The organism is Vibrio sp. VGrn 2, assembly GCF_009361695.1.
GTDB lineage: Bacteria > Pseudomonadota > Gammaproteobacteria > Enterobacterales > Vibrionaceae > Vibrio > Vibrio diabolicus.
On the sequence record NZ_RBWD01000003.1, the window covers coordinates 1 to 16,104 of the forward strand.

A 16,104-nucleotide genomic window follows, 5' to 3' on the forward strand; every position below is an offset into this window, starting at 1 on the left:
TTAAATTTTGGACACTTGCTGATTACAAGCGAGTGATACCACTGCGGAGTGGTAGTTCAGTTGGTTAGAATACCGGCCTGTCACGCCGGGGGTCGCGGGTTCGAGTCCCGTCCACTCCGCCACTTATTTGAGAGTCGTCTCATTAAACACGAACTGCAGGGGTGTAGCTCCAATTGGCAGAGCAGCGGATTCCAAATCCGCGTGTTGGGAGTTCGAATCTCTCCACCCCTGCCATATATCAAGGCTCTGACTTAGGTCGGAGCCTTTTTCGTTTCTAACGAATAGTTGTCGATATCTGATACATATTGATCTTAAGAACATATTACATCGGTGACTTAAGCCATTCTATTTCCCTTGCAATAGATTGCGTCACTAAGCTTCGGTGTATCATTTTACCCCTTCTTACCTCTGTTCATACTCCCATTATTCTTCGTTAGTGAGCTAGTTGATTTACTACTTGATCTATATGACGTGTATAGAAAAGGTTAGTGGTTACATTGGCTTGGATGATTACTGACTTGGTTCCTGTTATTATCATGAGTTAATGCTAATAATTAGGAAGTAAGTTTATGCCACATTTTCGATTCCGTGCTGTAGAGCCGCAAGCTGTTCAGGCACTATCAAAGCCTCTGACGGATGAACTTCAGCCTCTGATGGACTGTCCGCGTGAGGATTTTACTTTTGAGTATATCTACACTACGTTTTTCAATGAGGGCGAGGTGAGTGCTGCATATCCTTTTGTCGAAGTGCTTTGGTTTGATCGTGGTCAGGAAGTACAAGATAAAGTTGCTAAGCTTATTACACAGCAAGTTCGTGGTATTGCTGGTGCGGATATTGATGTTGCAGTTATCTTTTCAGCTTTATCCCCTAAAGCTTATTACGATAATGGCGAACACTACTAAAGGCTAAAAGCTATGAAGCTGGGTTTCATTGTATCTTTGGGTTTATGTTTCTCAGCTTCTGTATACTCTACTCCTTGGGAGTCTGTTGCTAACCCTACCCAAAACTCTTCTTCCTCTATTGGTAGCTATGCTAACGGTTGTTTGGATGGTGCATTACCTTTGCCTCTTGATGGCGTTGGTTATCAAGTTTTACGCAGTAAAACGAAACGTTACTATGGGCACCCTAAAACGATAGAGTTTATTGAAAACCTAGCGCTTAAAGCTCATCAAAATCTCGACACAACGCTGCTTATAGGTGACCTGTCTTTACCAAGAGGAGGAAGGTTTTCTTCTGGCCATTCTAGTCACCAAACTGGGTTAGATATTGATATCTGGTTAAGACTCGCTGACCAACCGCTTTCTTATAACGAATTACAACTCCCTAAGCCAATGAGTGTGGTGGACTTAAAAGGTTATTCCATACTTAACCATCGCTGGGAAGATAGGCACTTTAGGCTGATTCGATATGCTGCACAGAGTGAGGATGTTGCACGAATTTTTGTACATCCTGTCATTAAGGAGCAGCTTTGCTCGCAAGAAGAAGGCAAAGAACGTTCTTGGTTACGTAAAGTTCGCCCTTGGTGGGGGCATCATTACCACTTCCACGTCAGGTTATCTTGTCCTGAGTCGAGTGGCTACTGTGTTGAACAAGCTCTGCCTCCCGCTGGTGATGGTTGTGGGGTAGAGCTCGCTAGTTGGGGACCGAAAGTTAAGCCTATCGATAAGCCGCCGTCTGCGAAAGTTATTGCTAAGCCCAAGCGAAAAAAAGCGATTCCACCGCAATGCCAATCACTTATCTCTACTAACTAGAGTGGCTCTACAGGTTTATATTCCCTTACGTATCTCTTTTATGAAACTGGAGAAACATCATACTTTTGTCTACAGTGAATAATACCAATACAAAAACTAACCTAATTAGTTTTGGTGACATAATATAGAAATCTAAATTAAACAAAGAGTTGTAGTATAGATAAGTCGTAACTTCTCTGTTTAGAAAGATCTTTCGTCACGATACTTTGGTTTCTTAGCAATATGTCTGTCAGTTGGCTAGCGAAGCAATAACAAGGCAGACAAGTGTGTGAGGCGGGAATGGATACTTCTCCTGCTAGAAGAGTAAATCAAGGATAAAACCATGACTATGATTTGTGCAAAAGAATTTGCAGAGTGGTTAAGACACAGATTTAGCAGTGAAACGAAAGGGGTCTTATTGACTCGGGTTGATGTAAATCACCTGACAGGACGTCAGCGTCTTGATCCCGGGTTTGTTAATGATGTGCATTACGAGCTGATGCAATATGGAATGGCTTTCGTTACGGATACGAGCCGAGAAAACTTTTATCTTGTGCCGGTTTCCCAAGCTGAAAATTGGCGAGATAGGTTAGAGTCTCATTTTGAAAAAGAGTTGTTTTGTAATATCTATCCTATTGAAAAGTCGGGTTAAAAAAAGGTTCAACTTTGTCTCCAAAGTTGAACCTACTTGTTCTTATGCTAACCCTTGAATAATCACGAACTTCTCCAGTAACTGCTCTTCTGTTTCTACATGATCCGGGTCTGTGATAATGCATTTTGTAATCGGGCACACTGACTGACAGGTCGGCTTTTCGTAATGTCCCTTACACTCTGTACATAGAGCTGGGTCAATCTCGAAAATGCTTTCTCCCATGCTGATTGCCCCATTGGGGCATTCGGGATCGCACATGTCGCAGTTGATGCATTTGTCAGTAATGAGCAAGGCCATGATTACTTACCAGTCGGGTTACGGGTGTCCTGCCCTGAGTTTAAGTTACGCATCAATAGACCGTATTCTAAATCTAGATCTGCTGGTACTGGAATGAAGACGAAGTGACCATTCCCTTTGGCATCCTCAATAGACTCTGACTTACGGTTTTCCATCGCTTCTAGCGTGAAAACAACATTACCTTTTGGCGTCATTAACTCAAGACTATCACCGACAAGGAATTTGTTTTTCACTTCTACTTCAGCCATATCGCCACGACGTTTACCAGTGAACTCACCGACAAACTGTTGAGCATCAGAGACTGAGTAGCCGTAATCGTAATTCTGGTAGGTGTCGTGAGTATGTCGACGTAGGAAGCCTTCGGTATAGCCACGGTGAGCTAGGCTCTCTAGTGTACCCATTAGGCTTTCATCAAATGGTCGGCCTGCTACAGCGTCATCAATTGCTTTGCGGTAAACCTGTGCAGTACGAGCACAGTAATAGAATGATTTAGTACGACCTTCGATTTTCAGCGAGTGCACACCCATCTTAGTTAAGCGCTCAACATGCTGTACCGCACGTAGGTCTTTAGAGTTCATGATGTAAGTACCATGTTCATCTTCGTACGCTGCCATTTTTTCTTCTGGACGGTGCGCTTCAGAAAGTAGAACGACTTCATCCGTTGGTTTACCACGACCAATTGTGGTTTCAGGGCGTTCGTCTTGTACTTCGACAGGCTGTGCTTCAGATGGGTCAAACTTCTCTACAATATCACCAGCGTCGTTTTCTTTGCCTTCTTCCACTTTGTATTCCCAACGGCACGCGTTGGTGCAAGTGCCTTGGTTAGGATCACGTTTGTTTATGTAACCAGAAAGTAGGCAACGACCAGAATAAGCCATGCATAATGCACCGTGAACGAATACTTCAAGTTCAGTTTCAGGACAATGCTCACGAATTTCTTCGATTTCTTCTAAAGATAGTTCGCGAGAAACGATCACTCGTTCCACGCCATTCGCTGCCCAGAACTTAACAGTCGCCCAGTTTACAGCGTTTGCTTGTACAGAAAGGTGAATTGGCATTTCTGGGAAAGCTTCACGAACCATCATGATTAGGCCTGGATCTGACATGATCAATGCGTCAGGACCCATTTCTACGATTGGTTTAAGATCACGGATGAAGGTTTTTAGCTTCGAGTTGTGTGGTTGAATGTTACATACCACATAAAGCTTTTTGCCTAGAGCATGCGCTTCATCGATACCGATTTTTAGGTTTTCGTGGTTAAACTCATTGTTACGTACGCGGAGGCTGTAGCGAGGTTGGCCAGCGTAAACTGCATCTGCGCCGTAGGCGAATGCGTAACGCATGTTTTTCAGGCTTCCCGCAGGAGACAGTAGCTCAGGTACGAATGCTTTCTCAGTTGTCATTGCTCAATTCTCTTTTATCTGATCACAAGTCAGGCCAATTCCACCTAATGGAAATGGGGCGCAAATTTTACGTCAAAATGTGAACTGTGACTAGGATAATTGTGCTTCAGATAGAAAAACGCCCTCAAAAAAAGTGAGGGCGTTATGGTTAACCTTTATACAGTATTAAGCGTTGGGATTTGGTAAGCCGCCTAGCGCATCGTATAGGTTGGGTAGGAAAGCACTGAACTCCCCACACATCAGAGAGAAGTCTGCATCAAATCGAGCTGCTTGATCTTCACGTGGAATATCGTCATTTTGATCTTTCAATTCATCAGAGAATTTTAGACGCTTAATACCCGCATCTTCTGTCATGATGAATTCAATACGATCTTGCCAATTAAGTGCAAGCTTCGTTACGACTTTATCTGCTGCGATGTGGTTGCGGATTTCATCTGTGGTCAGCTCTTGCTTCTTACAACGAATCACGCCACCTTCTTCAAGCACGGATTTTAGCTCAGCTTCGTCCATCATGGTGATACCTTGAGGTGTGTCGCCCGTTTTCACCCACTCGGTTAGCGTTGTTTCAATCGCTACTTCTGGAATGGCAGGAACAACAGGTAAACTACCCATGGTTTTACGAAGTAGTGCTAATACGTCTTCCGCTTTTTTGTAGCTGCTTGCGTCAACAAGGATGAACCCTTCTTTTGGCATGATGAGCACGTGAGTGTGGCTGCTGCGGCTAAATGCGCGAGGCAGTAAATCCATTACGATGTCATCTTTCAGGTTGTCTTTCTCTTTCTTCTTCAGAGGACGACCTTCTTGCGCTTCCATTGCTTCTACTTTTGCATTCAATGACTCTTTGATCACTGAGGCAGGTAGCATTTTCTCTTCTTTCTTGGCGCAAATCAGAATGCGGTTTTCTGACACGTGAGTCATCATGTCGCCATGTCTACCCATTGCACTGACCCAGCCAAATTTCTGTTTATCTTGACTGCCACATGGGGTGAATCGGAATTCAGACAGTTGAGTTTCTAGTTGTTCGGCGTTGAAAGTAACCTCGCGGTTAACGCGGTATACCAGACAGTTTTTAAACCACATAAATCTTCTCTAGGCTTGATGACAAGGGACTAATCATAGGGAATTTTTGTGCTGATGTCTTAATAGAAATGAAAAATATCCGAATGAACCTCAAAAGAAAGTTATATGAAAATTTGTTTTCAAAGGTCACAAAAGTGTCATAATTGGTAGTGATAATGCTTATGCATAGAGGGGCGCTTTGTCTCTTAAATTCATTAGCTCAACGAACATAAGGTTACTCAATTATGTCTAGAAGGATTCTGGTTGTTGAAGACGAAGCTCCTATTCGCGAAATGCTGTGCTTCGTACTTGAGCAGAAAGGTTACCAAGCGGTAGAAGCGGAAGATTACGATACTGCAGTAACCAAACTGGCTGAACCCTTCCCTGATTTAGTTTTACTGGATTGGATGTTACCAGGCGGCAGCGGCATTAACTTCATCAAGCATATGAAGCGAGAGGAATTAACGCGCAACATTCCAGTTGTGATGCTTACCGCTCGTGGTGAAGAAGAAGATAAAGTGCGCGGTTTAGAAGTCGGTGCGGATGACTACATTACTAAGCCATTCTCTCCTAAAGAGTTGGTTGCCCGCTTAAAAGCGGTGATTCGTCGCGTAACCCCGACCGCACTGGAAGACGTAATTGATGTGCAGGGATTGAAGCTTGATCCTGTATCACACCGTGTCACGGCTAATGATGCACCATTAGATATGGGCCCAACAGAGTTTAAAATGCTGCATTTTTTCATGACTCATCAAGAGCGTGTGTACAGCCGTGAGCAGCTATTAAACAATGTTTGGGGTACTAACGTGTATGTTGAAGATCGTACGGTCGATGTTCATATTCGCCGCCTGCGTAAAGCATTGGAAGCCGCAGGTCATGATAAGCTGATCCAAACTGTTCGTGGTGCTGGATACCGCTTCTCGACAAAGGCATAAATTAACACGCAGCTTATCGGTACCATTTCTGGAGTTATGAGTGGTTGAAAGATTAACGTGGAAAAAGCTGGCCTGGGAGCTGGCTTTTTTTTACACCCCATGGGTGATAGTAGGTTGGATATTCGGTTATATGCCGTGGTTGCTTTTGGCAGCTACGGCATTGCAGCTTGTGTGGCATTTGCATAACCAAGTACGTTTATCTTCTTGGTTATGGGATGAAAAGCGCCTTACGCCACCGTCTGGTAGCGGTAACTGGGAATCTTTGTTCAATGGCTTGTATCGCTTACAGCAGCGCCAACGCCGTAAACGCAAAGAGCTTACTAATCTCATTCGCCGATTCAGAAATGGTGCGGAATCGTTACCCGATGCCGTCGTGGTGTTCCGTGCTGAAGGCAATATCGTTTGGTGTAACAAACTGGCTCAACACTTATTGGGTTTCCATTGGCCGGAAGACTCTGGTCAACCTATCTCCAACCTCATTCGTACGCCTGATTTTATCAAGTACCTCAACAAGAAAGACTTCTCTGAGCCATTGGAAATGCGCTCACCACTCAATGTCGAACGCATGCTAGAACTACGTATCGTACCGTATACCGAAGGTGAACATTTGATGGTGGTGCGTGATGTTAGCCAGTTAAAACAACTTGAGGGAATGCGCCGCAACTTCTTTGCTAACGTTTCTCATGAACTTCGTACACCAATGACGGTGCTGCAAGGTTACTTGGAGATGACAGAAGATCCTGACATGGTTGTGGGCCCAATGTGGAGCAAAGCGCATGGCGTCATGACGGAGCAGCTCAACCGCATGAACAGTTTGGTGAACCAACTACTGACGCTATCTAAAATTGAAGCGGCACCTATGCATGAGCTTGAAGAAGTCGTGAATGTACCTGCGATGCTCGAAGTACTAGAAAAAGAGGCGGTTAGCCTTAGCGGGGACAACCAACATAAATTGAAATTTGATGTTGATGCTAGCCTACGCGTACTGGGCGATGATGACCAGTTACGTAGTGCTATCTCTAACCTCGTTTATAATGCTGTCAAATACACACCGCCTGGCGCGAACATTAATGTTCGTTGGTTCCAGACATCTCAAGGCGCATGCTTAGAGGTGGAGGACAGTGGTGATGGTATAGAACCTCAGCACCTCCATCGACTTACTGAGCGTTTTTATCGCGTCGATAAAGCAAGATCACGCGATACCGGAGGGAGTGGGTTAGGGTTGGCTATTGTGAAACATGCGCTGAGCCACCATGATTCTCATTTGGAAATTCACAGTGAAGTGGGCGTGGGCAGTAAGTTTTCTTTTGTATTGCCTGAACGTTTGGTGGTGAAATAATGGCATTAAGAGTCGCAAAAGTGTTCAGTCTACTGGCTCTCGCTTGTTCCGGTATGGCTGTCGCTCAAGATAAACCATTGCCGAATTATCATAAAACGACTGGGATTGTCGGGAACTTGCTTTCTGTTGGATCCGATACACTTGCAGGCATGACAACACTTTGGGTGGAAGAGTTTAAATCCATTTACCCGAATATTAATGCGCAAGTCCAAGCGTCTGGCTCTTCCACTGCCCCCCCAGCATTGACCGAACAAACGGCTCAGTTTGGTCCCATGAGCCGTCCTATGCGTTTAAGAGAGGTTGAAGCGTTTGAACGTGAACATGGCTATAAGCCAACGGCGCTTAGGGTAGCCATCGATGCAATCGGTATTTTTGTCCATCAAGACAATCCAATTCAAGGGCTCAACTTTAGTCAGTTAGATGCTTTGTTTTCTGCAACTCTGCGCTGCGGTGAAAGTCAATTTATCACGAGCTGGCAGCAACTCGGTCTTGAATCACAGTGGGCAAAGCGCAACGTCCAGTTGTTTGGTCGTAACTCTGTTTCTGGAACTTATGGTTACTTCAAAAGCAATGCCTTATGTGGCGGCGATTTTAAAACACGAGTTAACGAGCAGCCAGGCTCAGCGTCAGTTGTGCAAGCTGTTGCCTCTACTATCAGTGGAGTTGGCTATTCTGGTGTTGGTTATCGAGTAGCAGGCGTACGCTTAGTTCCGGTGGCAAAAACGGGGAATGACTATGTGACGCCAACGCGAGAACATATTGTTAGTGGTAAGTACCCACTATCACGTTACTTATATGTATATGTGAATAAGCACCCGGATTACCCATTAACACCAATAGAAGCCGAGTTTATTCGCTTTATTTTCTCCGCTCAGGGGCAAGCGTTGGTTGAGAAAGATGGTTATGTGCCCATTACAGCAGACTTTGCAGAAGAAGAGTTAAAAAAAGTCGGCCTGTAAGCCGACTTTTTGTTTAGGTATGAACAGCACGAGATCAGAAAGTGAGTGTCCACTTCGCGCTGTCCCAACGTTCTTGTTCTTCCTGCAAATCAGCATGAAGCAATTTGTTGTTTTCTAGCCATGCTTTATCTGTGCACGTAAGAATCCATTCATCATTTTTGATGGATAAAGTGATGTCAGGCAATGGATCTTCGTTACGCTGTCCATTTAATACGATAGAAAGTCGTAATATTTTGATGAGGCTTATCACGTCACTTTGTTTGTAGAGGTTGAAATCTGGCAGTTCTTGCAGTTTAAGTGCTTTGCGTTGGAAGCGGGCTAATGTTGCGAGCACTAATTGCTGTTCACGGTTGAAGCCTTGTAGAGTGGAATGCAACAGAATATAGAAAGAGTGGCGATGGAAGCTACGTAAGTTGATACTTAATCCGACTTCATGAAGCAATGCTGCCCATTCTAGTAAGTCAAATAACTCACTCTTTTTCTTAATGCCTAGCTCAGAGCGCACCTGACATAACATCTCACGTGCATGGCCTTTAACACGAGCAGCATGCTCTAAGTCAACCCGGTGTTTGTTGGCTAAATTTTCAGTTGTGCGCATACGTATATCGGAGCGCGCAAAACGCTCTTCCATTTCGTACAACAGACCTTCGCGCAGAGCACCATCGGAGAAAAACATCTGCTCAATGCGAAGTGCTTTGAAAATTGCGGACAAAATCGCCACGCCTGCCGCGAATACGGGCTTACGTTCTTCTGTTAAACCTGTCAGTTCAATCTCTTCAATTGAATCAAAATTACACAGAGTTTCAATAAGCGTGTCCAGTCTCTTCGCGGTGATCAGGCCATCTTCAAAACCTAATCCTACTAGCACTTCTTGAATCGCTTTGATGGTTCCTGATGAGCCGAGAGCGATATCCCAGCCTTTTTTACGGTATGCTGAAGCGATGGACTCGAGTTTTTGCTCGGCGGCTAACATCGCTTTATTAAAGTTTTTCCCAGACAGTTTGCCGTTTTTAAAATATTGCTCTGTAAAGCTGACGCATCCCATCTGTTTACTGTTGAGAAGCTCAGGTTCAAACTCTTGTCCAATGATCATTTCGGTACTGCCGCCGCCAATATCAACGACCAACTTGGAGTTTGACTCTACTTGAGTGTGAGCGACACCTAAGTAAATCAAGCGGGCTTCTTCTTCCCCTGGGATGATTTCTATTGGGAAGGGCATCACTTCTTTCGCACGCTCAATGAATAGATGAGCATTTTTAGCGCGTCTTAGTGTGTGTGTCGCGGCGATACGCACATTCGACTCATCAAGCCCTTGCAGTCTCTCTGCGAACATGGCTAAGCACTCTAACGCACGTTCCATCGCGGAATGACTTAAGTTCAATTCACTGTCGAGTCCTGATGCTAAGCGAACACGCTGTTTATGACGGCTAACCAGTTGTAAGTCACTGCCTACAACCTTGGCCACTACCATGTGGAAACTGTTTGAGCCGAGGTCTATCGCGGCAATGTAGCGAGTATCTTGTTCAAGTATTTGAGGCATCTGAATTTTGTTTTCTAGTTTGCTTTTCTATATTTTTAAGATAGTCATAGATAGCGATTTGAGAACGAACTTTTTTGCGATTACCTCGTGGTACGTAAGCGTTGCTCATTTCCTTATCTATAAAACGAGCCTTTACTGTATCGGTAAAATGGATATTCGTTATATCAATAATTCTCTGTTTCAAACGTGGATCACGGACTGGCGCCGCCACCTCAATGCGGTGATCGATATTTCTTGTCATCCAGTCAGCAGAAGAGATATAGACTTGCGGATCGCCATCGTTATGGGTAATCACCACGCGTGGGTGTTCCAAAAAGCGGTCAACAATACTGATGATGCGAATATTGTCGCTGATCCCCTCAATGCCCGGTACTAATGAGCACATGCCGCGAATGATCATATTTATCTTCACTCCCGCCGTACTTGCTCCATATAGCTTATTGACGATGCCTTTATCGACTAGGTTATTGACCTTGATCGTAAGGGCGGCTTTCTTTCCTAGCTTGGCATTCGCAATTTCATTATCGATCAGGCGGTAGATTTGGGTACGAGAATTACGTGGAGATACCATGAGGTGGTTGAACTTCACTGGGCGGTATGGATTCTCAATATAACCGAAGACATTACGAACTTCGTTAGTGATTTCTTGATCTGCGGTAAGGAGAGAGAAGTCGGTATAAATTCGTGCCGTCTTCTCATGGAAGTTGCCTGTGCCGATGTGCGCGTAGCGAATAATTTCTTCACCTTCACGGCGACTGATCATCAGTAGCTTTGAGTGAATCTTAAGGCCAGGCGCTCCGAAGATGACGTGCACACCAGCTTCGGTCAACACTTTTGACCATTCGATATTGGCTTCTTCATCAAAGCGAGCCTGCAGCTCCACGACCACGGTGACGTTTTTGCCGTTGTGCACGGCATCAATTAACGAGTTCATCAAGCGAGAATCTTTCGCGACACGGTAAATGTTAATCTTGATACTAAGCACTTTCGGATCGAAGGAGGCTTGGCGTACCAACTCACTAATGTGGTCAAAAGTGTGGTAGGGGTAATAGAGTAGAATATCTTTCGCTTTAATCGCATCAAAGCTGTTAGCGTAACCTTCGAAATCGGCGCATTTCATTGGCGGAAGCGGTTTATTTTCAAGGTACTCTCGCCCAACATTTGGAAACGCAATGAAGTCTTTAAAATTGTGATAGCGGCCGCCGGGAATAAGGTTATCGTAATTAGAGATATTGAGCTTGTTACAAAGAAACTCTAGCATTTGGGGCGGCATATCACGTTCGTAGACGAAGCGAACGGGCTTTGCTGTCAGTCGCTGATTGACACCCTCTGACATTTGTTCAAGCAAGCTGTACTCGATTTCATTGCGTAAATCGTATTCGGCGTCACGCGTCATTTTCATCGCATAGCCGCTAAGCTCATCATAATCAAAAAAGCCTTTGAACAGCTCGTCCAAACAATGGCGGATAATATTATCAAGTAAGATGATGGTTTTTCGACGCTTTCCTTTCTGTTCTGGTACCATCACAAAGCGGGGAAGGTGATCGGTCGGAATTTCGATCAGAGCGTATTGGTAATGTTCTTCTTTACGTAGCTCTACGGCGATGTAAGCGTACTCGTCTTTGAGAAATTGCAGAACATCGATCTCATCTTTCATTAGCAGAGGAGTGATATGCGGCATGACCTCTCTACGGAAGTATTTCGCGATCCACTTTTGTTGCGATTCATCCAGTTGTTGCTCGTTGACCAAGAAAATGCGACGTCGCGCCATTTCTCGAATCAATTCGCTGTAAAGCTCATCAAATTGTTCGTTAAGCTTGAGTGCTTTCGACTGCATTTTGGTTAACAGTCGTTTAGGGCTATCACTGCCACCGCGCTCTTGGCTGATTAGGATTCTGCGCTTCACGTCCGCAAAGCGTACTTTGTAAAATTCATCTAAATTGTTGGAAAAGATCCCAAGAAAGCGAATACGTTCGATCAAAGGGACGGTTTTATCGGCAGCTTCTTGTAATACTCGTTCGTTGAAAGACAACCAACTAAGTTCTTTTTCTATATATAGTTTTTCTGCGCTCATAACCTTACCTAGCCAAAAGTGAAGTAATACGTACTCATCTTGGAAAAATGGATGAGTGAGAACATTATGAGATTTTCATTACAGATTTATTTCATACCACGCATTGCATAAGAGTTGTATTCTTTTCAGGTGTTTAATGTGATCTGTAATATAATTGTCATCTTAACGACATATTCTAGTACTAAGTCAAAAAAGGTAGAGATTTAAATGGCACAAGCCGAGTTTTCATTGCAGGAAAAAGATAAGAAACGACTGATAAAAGATCGTTTAGTTCGACTTGCAGTGACATCCGGTGGTGTCGGCGTACTCGCGGCGCTTATTTTGATCTTTGTCTACCTCGCCATGGTGATCATTCCGCTTTTTTCTGATGCGGAGATCAAAACCAACCAAGCCATTCGAGCCTCCCATATTGAAACACCACTGGCGATTTCGGTGGATGATTACGCTCAGCTCGCGTTCGTTCTAACCCAAAGTGGTGAGATTCAATATTTGTCGATGGACGATCCTACGAAACCTGCGGTGTATAAACAGCAAATCGTCCAGGAACCCGTCGCTTTCTCTCAATCGGCTCCTGGACTAGGTTGGTATGGGTTTGTTGATGGACAGGGTAAAGCGCACCTTTTCAAGCCTGAATTTAATGCCACGTTGAGAGAAAATACACGTCCTCCGGAAGTGATTGAGCTAGACACCAGCATGGATCTGACGCTGAGTACGCCTCAAGATCCTGTGACTCAGTTTGTGTTTGCAGCTTCAACGCCGTTACCAACAATTGTTTGGCAGACACAAAGCGGTGAAGTGAAGGCTCGTTGGCAAGTGGCTTCGTCTTTGGGTACGCCTCCGACAACGATCGATTTTACGTTCTCTTCAGGCTTTGATGCACCTCAGCAAATGTTATTGACACCTGATGGTGAAACGCTTTATTTGCGCGATGGCTCTGAGTTGATCGTGTTAAAGAAAACCGCACGTAAATTTGCTGTGCGAGAGGTGGTCGACCTCACTCAAGGTGATAAGAAGCACTCCGTTCGTACAATGGACCTACTGGCTGGTGCTTACTCGCTTTTGGTGACACACAACGATGGTCGGGTGTCGCAATGGTTTGACACGCTGCAAGAAGAGAGACGCACGTTAACGCATATTCGTGATTTTAAATTGGCATCAGAGCTTAAGTATTTGTTGCCGTATTCTCATCGCAAAGGATTTTATAGCTTTTACACCAACGGCACGTTGCAAAGCCATTATACAACCAGTGAAAAACTGGTGTTGTTTAAGCGTGCGTACAATCAAGCGCCCGCAATCGCAGCAATGTCTAACAATGAACGCTACTTAATCACTTGGCAAAATAATGCGTTAAATGTTGCGGAAGTGGACAATGCCTATCCGGAAATTTCATTGTCTTCATTATGGCAAGAAGTGTGGTACGAAGGGTATCCTGAGCCTGAATTTGTGTGGCAATCGACTTCGGCGAGCGATAACTTTGAGGCTAAGTTCAGCCTAGTACCTATTGCGTTCGGGACGATAAAAGCGGCGATGTTTGCGATGCTGTTTTCAGTACCGCTCGCAGTGCTAGGTGCTATTTATACGGCTTACTTTATGTCGCCACGTATGCGTCGTGTCGTAAAACCGTCGATTGAGCTAATGGAAGCACTGCCGACGGTGATCATAGGTTTTCTAGCGGGATTGTGGTTCGCGCCTATTGTCGAAGATCACCTGATTACGATCGTCATCATGCTGTTTGTTTTGCCCTTGAGCACCATGATTATGGGCGGGCTATGGGCATTAATACCGCAACCTTTGCGGAATCGTCTGCCTAATGGTTGGCATGCTTTAGTGCTCATGCCTGTCATATTGGTACTGATTGGGCTTGGCGTGTGGATTTCGCCTACGATTGAGCAGACGTTCTTTGGTGGCGATATGCGCTTATTCTTAACCGAGCATGGTATTGGCTACGATCAACGCAATGCATTGGTGGTGGGGTTAGCGATGGGGTTTGCTGTTATCCCGACGATTTTTACCATCGCCGAAGATGCCATTTTCTCTGTACCGAAGCATTTATCGGATGGCTCTTTGGCATTAGGGGCCACGCCTTGGCAAACTTTAATCTATGTTGTCTTGCTTACCGCAAGCCCAGGTATTTTTTCTGCCATTATGATGGGCCTGGGACGCGCTGTTGGTGAAACCATGATTGTGTTAATGGCAACGGGCAATACGCCATTAATGGATTGGAATATTTTGGAAGGATTGCGCAGCCTGTCGGCGACCATCGCCGTTGAGTTGCCAGAGTCGGAAGTTGGAAGTTCGCATTATCGCCTGCTGTTCCTAGCTGCATTGATTTTGTTTGTGTTTACGTTTGCAGTAAACGCGCTTGCGGAGTGGGTTCGTCAGAGACTGAGAGACAAGTACCGTGCGTTGTAATAATGGTTTGAATAAAGAGCGAGTAATGACGTGTTAAATTGGATTCGTTCTGGCGCACCGTGGATATGGCTAACAGGCGGAGCAGTCAGCATCAGTTTGTTGTCGGTATTAGGGTTGTTACTCCTTATCGGCTGGAAAGGCCTGACTTACTTTTGGCCAGCTCCCTTGTATCATTGGAATGTTGCAGCATTGACGCCTGTACAAGGCGAAGTGCTACATGAAAATACTATTCTGATTGGTCAAGTGTATGAACGCAGCTTTGTACCGAAGAGTTATCTGCCTGAAAGCGCGGCGCAGCAATTAGAAGACGATGAAGACTTTGCTACGCGACTCAGTATCAAAATCGCCAACCGAGAGTTGTATCCCGCCGATTTTATCTCCGTATTGCAAATGCAGTTGGATGAGCCCACGACGCCAAAAGAGTGGGCAGTGATCGAGCGCAGTAGTGGCGGTTACTTTTTTGGTAAGCTGGTGGCGTTTCAGGATGGAGACAACTTATACACCAACGATATTCAATCCGTCTTGAACAAAAAACTGGATGATGCAGAAACTCTGCGCCATGAGATTGATTCTTTGGTGGTCGATCAGCTTAAAGAGCTTGGTTGGAAGCTAGAGCAGTTGCGATTAGAAAAGCGCAAGCATGAGTTGAATGATACGCTGACAGAAAGCTTCTTAAAGGAAAACCAGACGAAAAAAGAGCGGATAGAGAAAGCTCTGGCGACGTTAGATTTACAGCTTGATGGCTTACGATTACAGCTTTCTGGCTATGCCCTGATTGTCGAGGATATGACGGGCTCACAAGTATCGATTCCGCTCGAAGACATTTTGGACTACTGGTACCCAAACCAAATGTCACTGCCTGATAAAGTCATGCACTGGGGGAAGCAGGTTTGGAAGTTTTTATCTGAAGATCCAAGAGAGTCTAACTCCGAGGGAGGCGTGTTCCCTGCGATATTTGGTACGGTTTTCTTAGTACTTATCATGTCGATCATTGTGATGCCACTTGGGGTGATCGCAGCTATCTATCTGCATGAATATGCTAAGAATAACGCTCTAACCAGAGTTATTCGTATTGCGGTTATAAACCTAGCGGGTGTTCCATCGATTGTTTATGGCGTGTTTGGTTTAGGCTTCTTCGTATATACGATTGGTGCCTCTATCGACAACGTATTCTATGCGGAGAAGCTACCGGCACCAACCTTTGGTACTCCGGGTTTGTTGTGGTCTGCACTAACTCTTGCCGTGCTGACGCTTCCGGTTGTGATTGTGACGACAGAAGAAGGTTTAACTCGTATTCCGAGTTCAGTACGACATGGTTCTCTGGCACTTGGTGCAACTCAGTTCGAAACACTATGGCGTGTGGTTTTGCCTATGGCGACGCCAGCTATTATCACAGGGTTGATCCTTGCGATTGCGCGGGCAGCTGGCGAAGTAGCGCCACTGATGCTGGTGGGGGTCGTGAAATTGGCATCCAGTTTACCGGTTGACGGGCAATTCCCTTATGTGCATTTGGATAGAAAGTTCATGCATTTAGGTTTTCACATTTACGATGTTGGCTTTCAAACCTCCAACATCGAAGCTGCGCGACCATTAGTTTATGCTACCTCTTTCTTACTCGTGACAGTGATTGTCGGGCTAAACTTAACAGCAATCAGTATTCGCAATAATTTACGAGAAAAATACAGAACGTTAGGACAAGATTAA

Annotated in this window: 12 protein-coding genes, 2 tRNA genes and 2 pseudogenes; 11 read left to right on the top strand and 5 right to left on the bottom strand. The window is 44.9% G+C overall.

What is annotated here, in order from left to right; translation table 11 throughout:
- Positions 1–45: 45 nt before the first annotated feature.
- The 5 genes from D8S93_RS06450 (at position 46) to D8S93_RS06470 (ending at position 2,382) form a co-directional block, all read left to right on the top strand.
- A tRNA-Asp gene (locus tag D8S93_RS06450) sits at positions 46–122 on the top strand.
- Positions 123–157: 35 nt separating this feature from the next.
- Positions 158–234, top strand: a tRNA-Trp gene (locus D8S93_RS06455).
- A 335-nt stretch (positions 235–569) separates the two neighbouring features.
- Positions 570–902 (top strand): DUF1904 domain-containing protein, encoded by a 333-nt coding sequence (locus D8S93_RS06460; RefSeq protein WP_005391613.1) that lies wholly within the window; start codon positions 570–572, stop codon positions 900–902.
- A gap of 12 nt (positions 903–914) precedes the next feature.
- Positions 915–1,751 carry a penicillin-insensitive murein endopeptidase gene (gene mepA, locus D8S93_RS06465; protein ID WP_005391611.1) on the top strand — a complete coding sequence of 279 codons (837 nt, stop codon included), beginning with the start codon at positions 915–917 and terminating at the stop codon, positions 1,749–1,751.
- Positions 1,752–2,073: 322 nt separating this feature from the next.
- A complete protein-coding gene (locus D8S93_RS06470; RefSeq protein ID WP_005391608.1) occupies positions 2,074–2,382 on the top strand; it encodes a hypothetical protein in 309 nt (102 codons plus the stop codon).
- 42 nt (positions 2,383–2,424) lie between these two features.
- Here the strand turns inward: D8S93_RS06470 and D8S93_RS06475 are convergent, their stop codons facing one another.
- From D8S93_RS06475 to rdgC, 3 genes are all read right to left on the bottom strand, one after another.
- Entirely contained in the window at positions 2,425–2,679 is a 255-nt protein-coding gene (locus D8S93_RS06475; RefSeq protein ID WP_031780214.1) for a YfhL family 4Fe-4S dicluster ferredoxin, read from the bottom strand.
- A 2-nt stretch (positions 2,680–2,681) separates the two neighbouring features.
- Positions 2,682–4,082 carry a tRNA 5-hydroxyuridine modification protein YegQ gene (gene yegQ / locus D8S93_RS06480; protein ID WP_006741904.1) on the bottom strand — a complete coding sequence of 467 codons (1,401 nt, stop codon included), beginning with the start codon at positions 4,080–4,082 and terminating at the stop codon, positions 2,682–2,684.
- A 165-nt stretch (positions 4,083–4,247) separates the two neighbouring features.
- A complete protein-coding gene (gene rdgC / locus D8S93_RS06485; RefSeq protein ID WP_005391604.1) occupies positions 4,248–5,162 on the bottom strand; it encodes a recombination-associated protein RdgC in 915 nt (304 codons plus the stop codon).
- Between the two features lie 224 nt (positions 5,163–5,386).
- Between rdgC and phoB the strand changes: the two genes are divergently transcribed.
- From phoB to D8S93_RS06505, 3 genes are read left to right on the top strand one after another with little or no spacing between them, the layout of a single operon-like run.
- Positions 5,387–6,076: a phosphate regulon transcriptional regulator PhoB gene (gene phoB / locus D8S93_RS06495; protein WP_005381752.1), complete on the top strand. Its 690-nt coding sequence runs from the start codon at positions 5,387–5,389 to the stop codon at positions 6,074–6,076.
- Between the two features lie 40 nt (positions 6,077–6,116).
- Complete coding sequence (gene phoR, locus D8S93_RS06500) at positions 6,117–7,415, top strand: phosphate regulon sensor histidine kinase PhoR (protein WP_005383667.1); 1,299 nt, start codon at positions 6,117–6,119, stop codon at positions 7,413–7,415.
- Entirely contained in the window at positions 7,415–8,374 is a 960-nt protein-coding gene (locus D8S93_RS06505; RefSeq protein WP_152812539.1) for a PstS family phosphate ABC transporter substrate-binding protein, read from the top strand. Before phoR ends, D8S93_RS06505 begins: the two co-directional genes overlap by 1 nt.
- A 34-nt stretch (positions 8,375–8,408) precedes the next feature.
- Here the strand turns inward: D8S93_RS06505 and ppx are convergent, their stop codons facing one another.
- Both ppx and ppk1 read right to left on the bottom strand, forming a co-directional pair.
- Positions 8,409–9,914 carry an exopolyphosphatase gene (gene ppx / locus D8S93_RS06510; RefSeq protein ID WP_047010200.1) on the bottom strand — a complete coding sequence of 502 codons (1,506 nt, stop codon included), beginning with the start codon at positions 9,912–9,914 and terminating at the stop codon, positions 8,409–8,411.
- Positions 9,898–11,988 (bottom strand): polyphosphate kinase 1, encoded by a 2,091-nt coding sequence (gene ppk1 / locus D8S93_RS06515; protein WP_005391598.1) that lies wholly within the window; start codon positions 11,986–11,988, stop codon positions 9,898–9,900. The genes ppx and ppk1 overlap by 17 nt, the downstream gene beginning before the upstream one ends.
- Positions 11,989–12,195: 207 nt before the next feature.
- Between ppk1 and D8S93_RS06520 the strand changes: the two genes are divergently transcribed.
- From D8S93_RS06520 to pstA, 3 genes and pseudogenes are all read left to right on the top strand, one after another.
- The gene (locus D8S93_RS06520; RefSeq protein WP_152812541.1) at positions 12,196–14,400 is read left to right on the top strand and encodes an ABC transporter permease subunit; all 2,205 of its coding nucleotides are present in this window, start codon (positions 12,196–12,198) and stop codon (positions 14,398–14,400) included.
- A gap of 30 nt (positions 14,401–14,430) precedes the next feature.
- A pseudogene (locus tag D8S93_RS25410) lies at positions 14,431–14,662 on the top strand (phosphate ABC transporter, permease protein PstA); the annotation flags it as partial.
- A 65-nt stretch (positions 14,663–14,727) separates the two neighbouring features.
- Positions 14,728–16,104 (top strand): annotated as a pseudogene (gene pstA / locus D8S93_RS06525) (phosphate ABC transporter permease PstA); the annotation flags it as partial.

Excerpts from the sequence above, each read along its gene's own strand:
- ppx (WP_047010200.1), bottom strand. The coding sequence starts at position 9,914 with ATGCCTCAAATACTTGAACAAGATACTCGCTACATTGCCGCGATAGAC.
- D8S93_RS06475 (WP_031780214.1), bottom strand. The coding sequence starts at position 2,679 with ATGGCCTTGCTCATTACTGACAAATGCATCAACTGCGACATGTGCGAT.
- phoB (WP_005381752.1), top strand. The coding sequence starts at position 5,387 with ATGTCTAGAAGGATTCTGGTTGTTGAAGACGAAGCTCCTATTCGCGAA.
- D8S93_RS06505 (WP_152812539.1), top strand. The coding sequence starts at position 7,415 with ATGGCATTAAGAGTCGCAAAAGTGTTCAGTCTACTGGCTCTCGCTTGT.
- mepA (WP_005391611.1), top strand. The coding sequence starts at position 915 with ATGAAGCTGGGTTTCATTGTATCTTTGGGTTTATGTTTCTCAGCTTCT.
- yegQ (WP_006741904.1), bottom strand. The coding sequence starts at position 4,082 with ATGACAACTGAGAAAGCATTCGTACCTGAGCTACTGTCTCCTGCGGGA.
- rdgC (WP_005391604.1), bottom strand. The coding sequence starts at position 5,162 with ATGTGGTTTAAAAACTGTCTGGTATACCGCGTTAACCGCGAGGTTACT.
- D8S93_RS06520 (WP_152812541.1), top strand. The coding sequence starts at position 12,196 with ATGGCACAAGCCGAGTTTTCATTGCAGGAAAAAGATAAGAAACGACTG.
- D8S93_RS06460 (WP_005391613.1), top strand. The coding sequence starts at position 570 with ATGCCACATTTTCGATTCCGTGCTGTAGAGCCGCAAGCTGTTCAGGCA.
- ppk1 (WP_005391598.1), bottom strand. The coding sequence starts at position 11,988 with ATGAGCGCAGAAAAACTATATATAGAAAAAGAACTTAGTTGGTTGTCT.
- D8S93_RS06470 (WP_005391608.1), top strand. The coding sequence starts at position 2,074 with ATGACTATGATTTGTGCAAAAGAATTTGCAGAGTGGTTAAGACACAGA.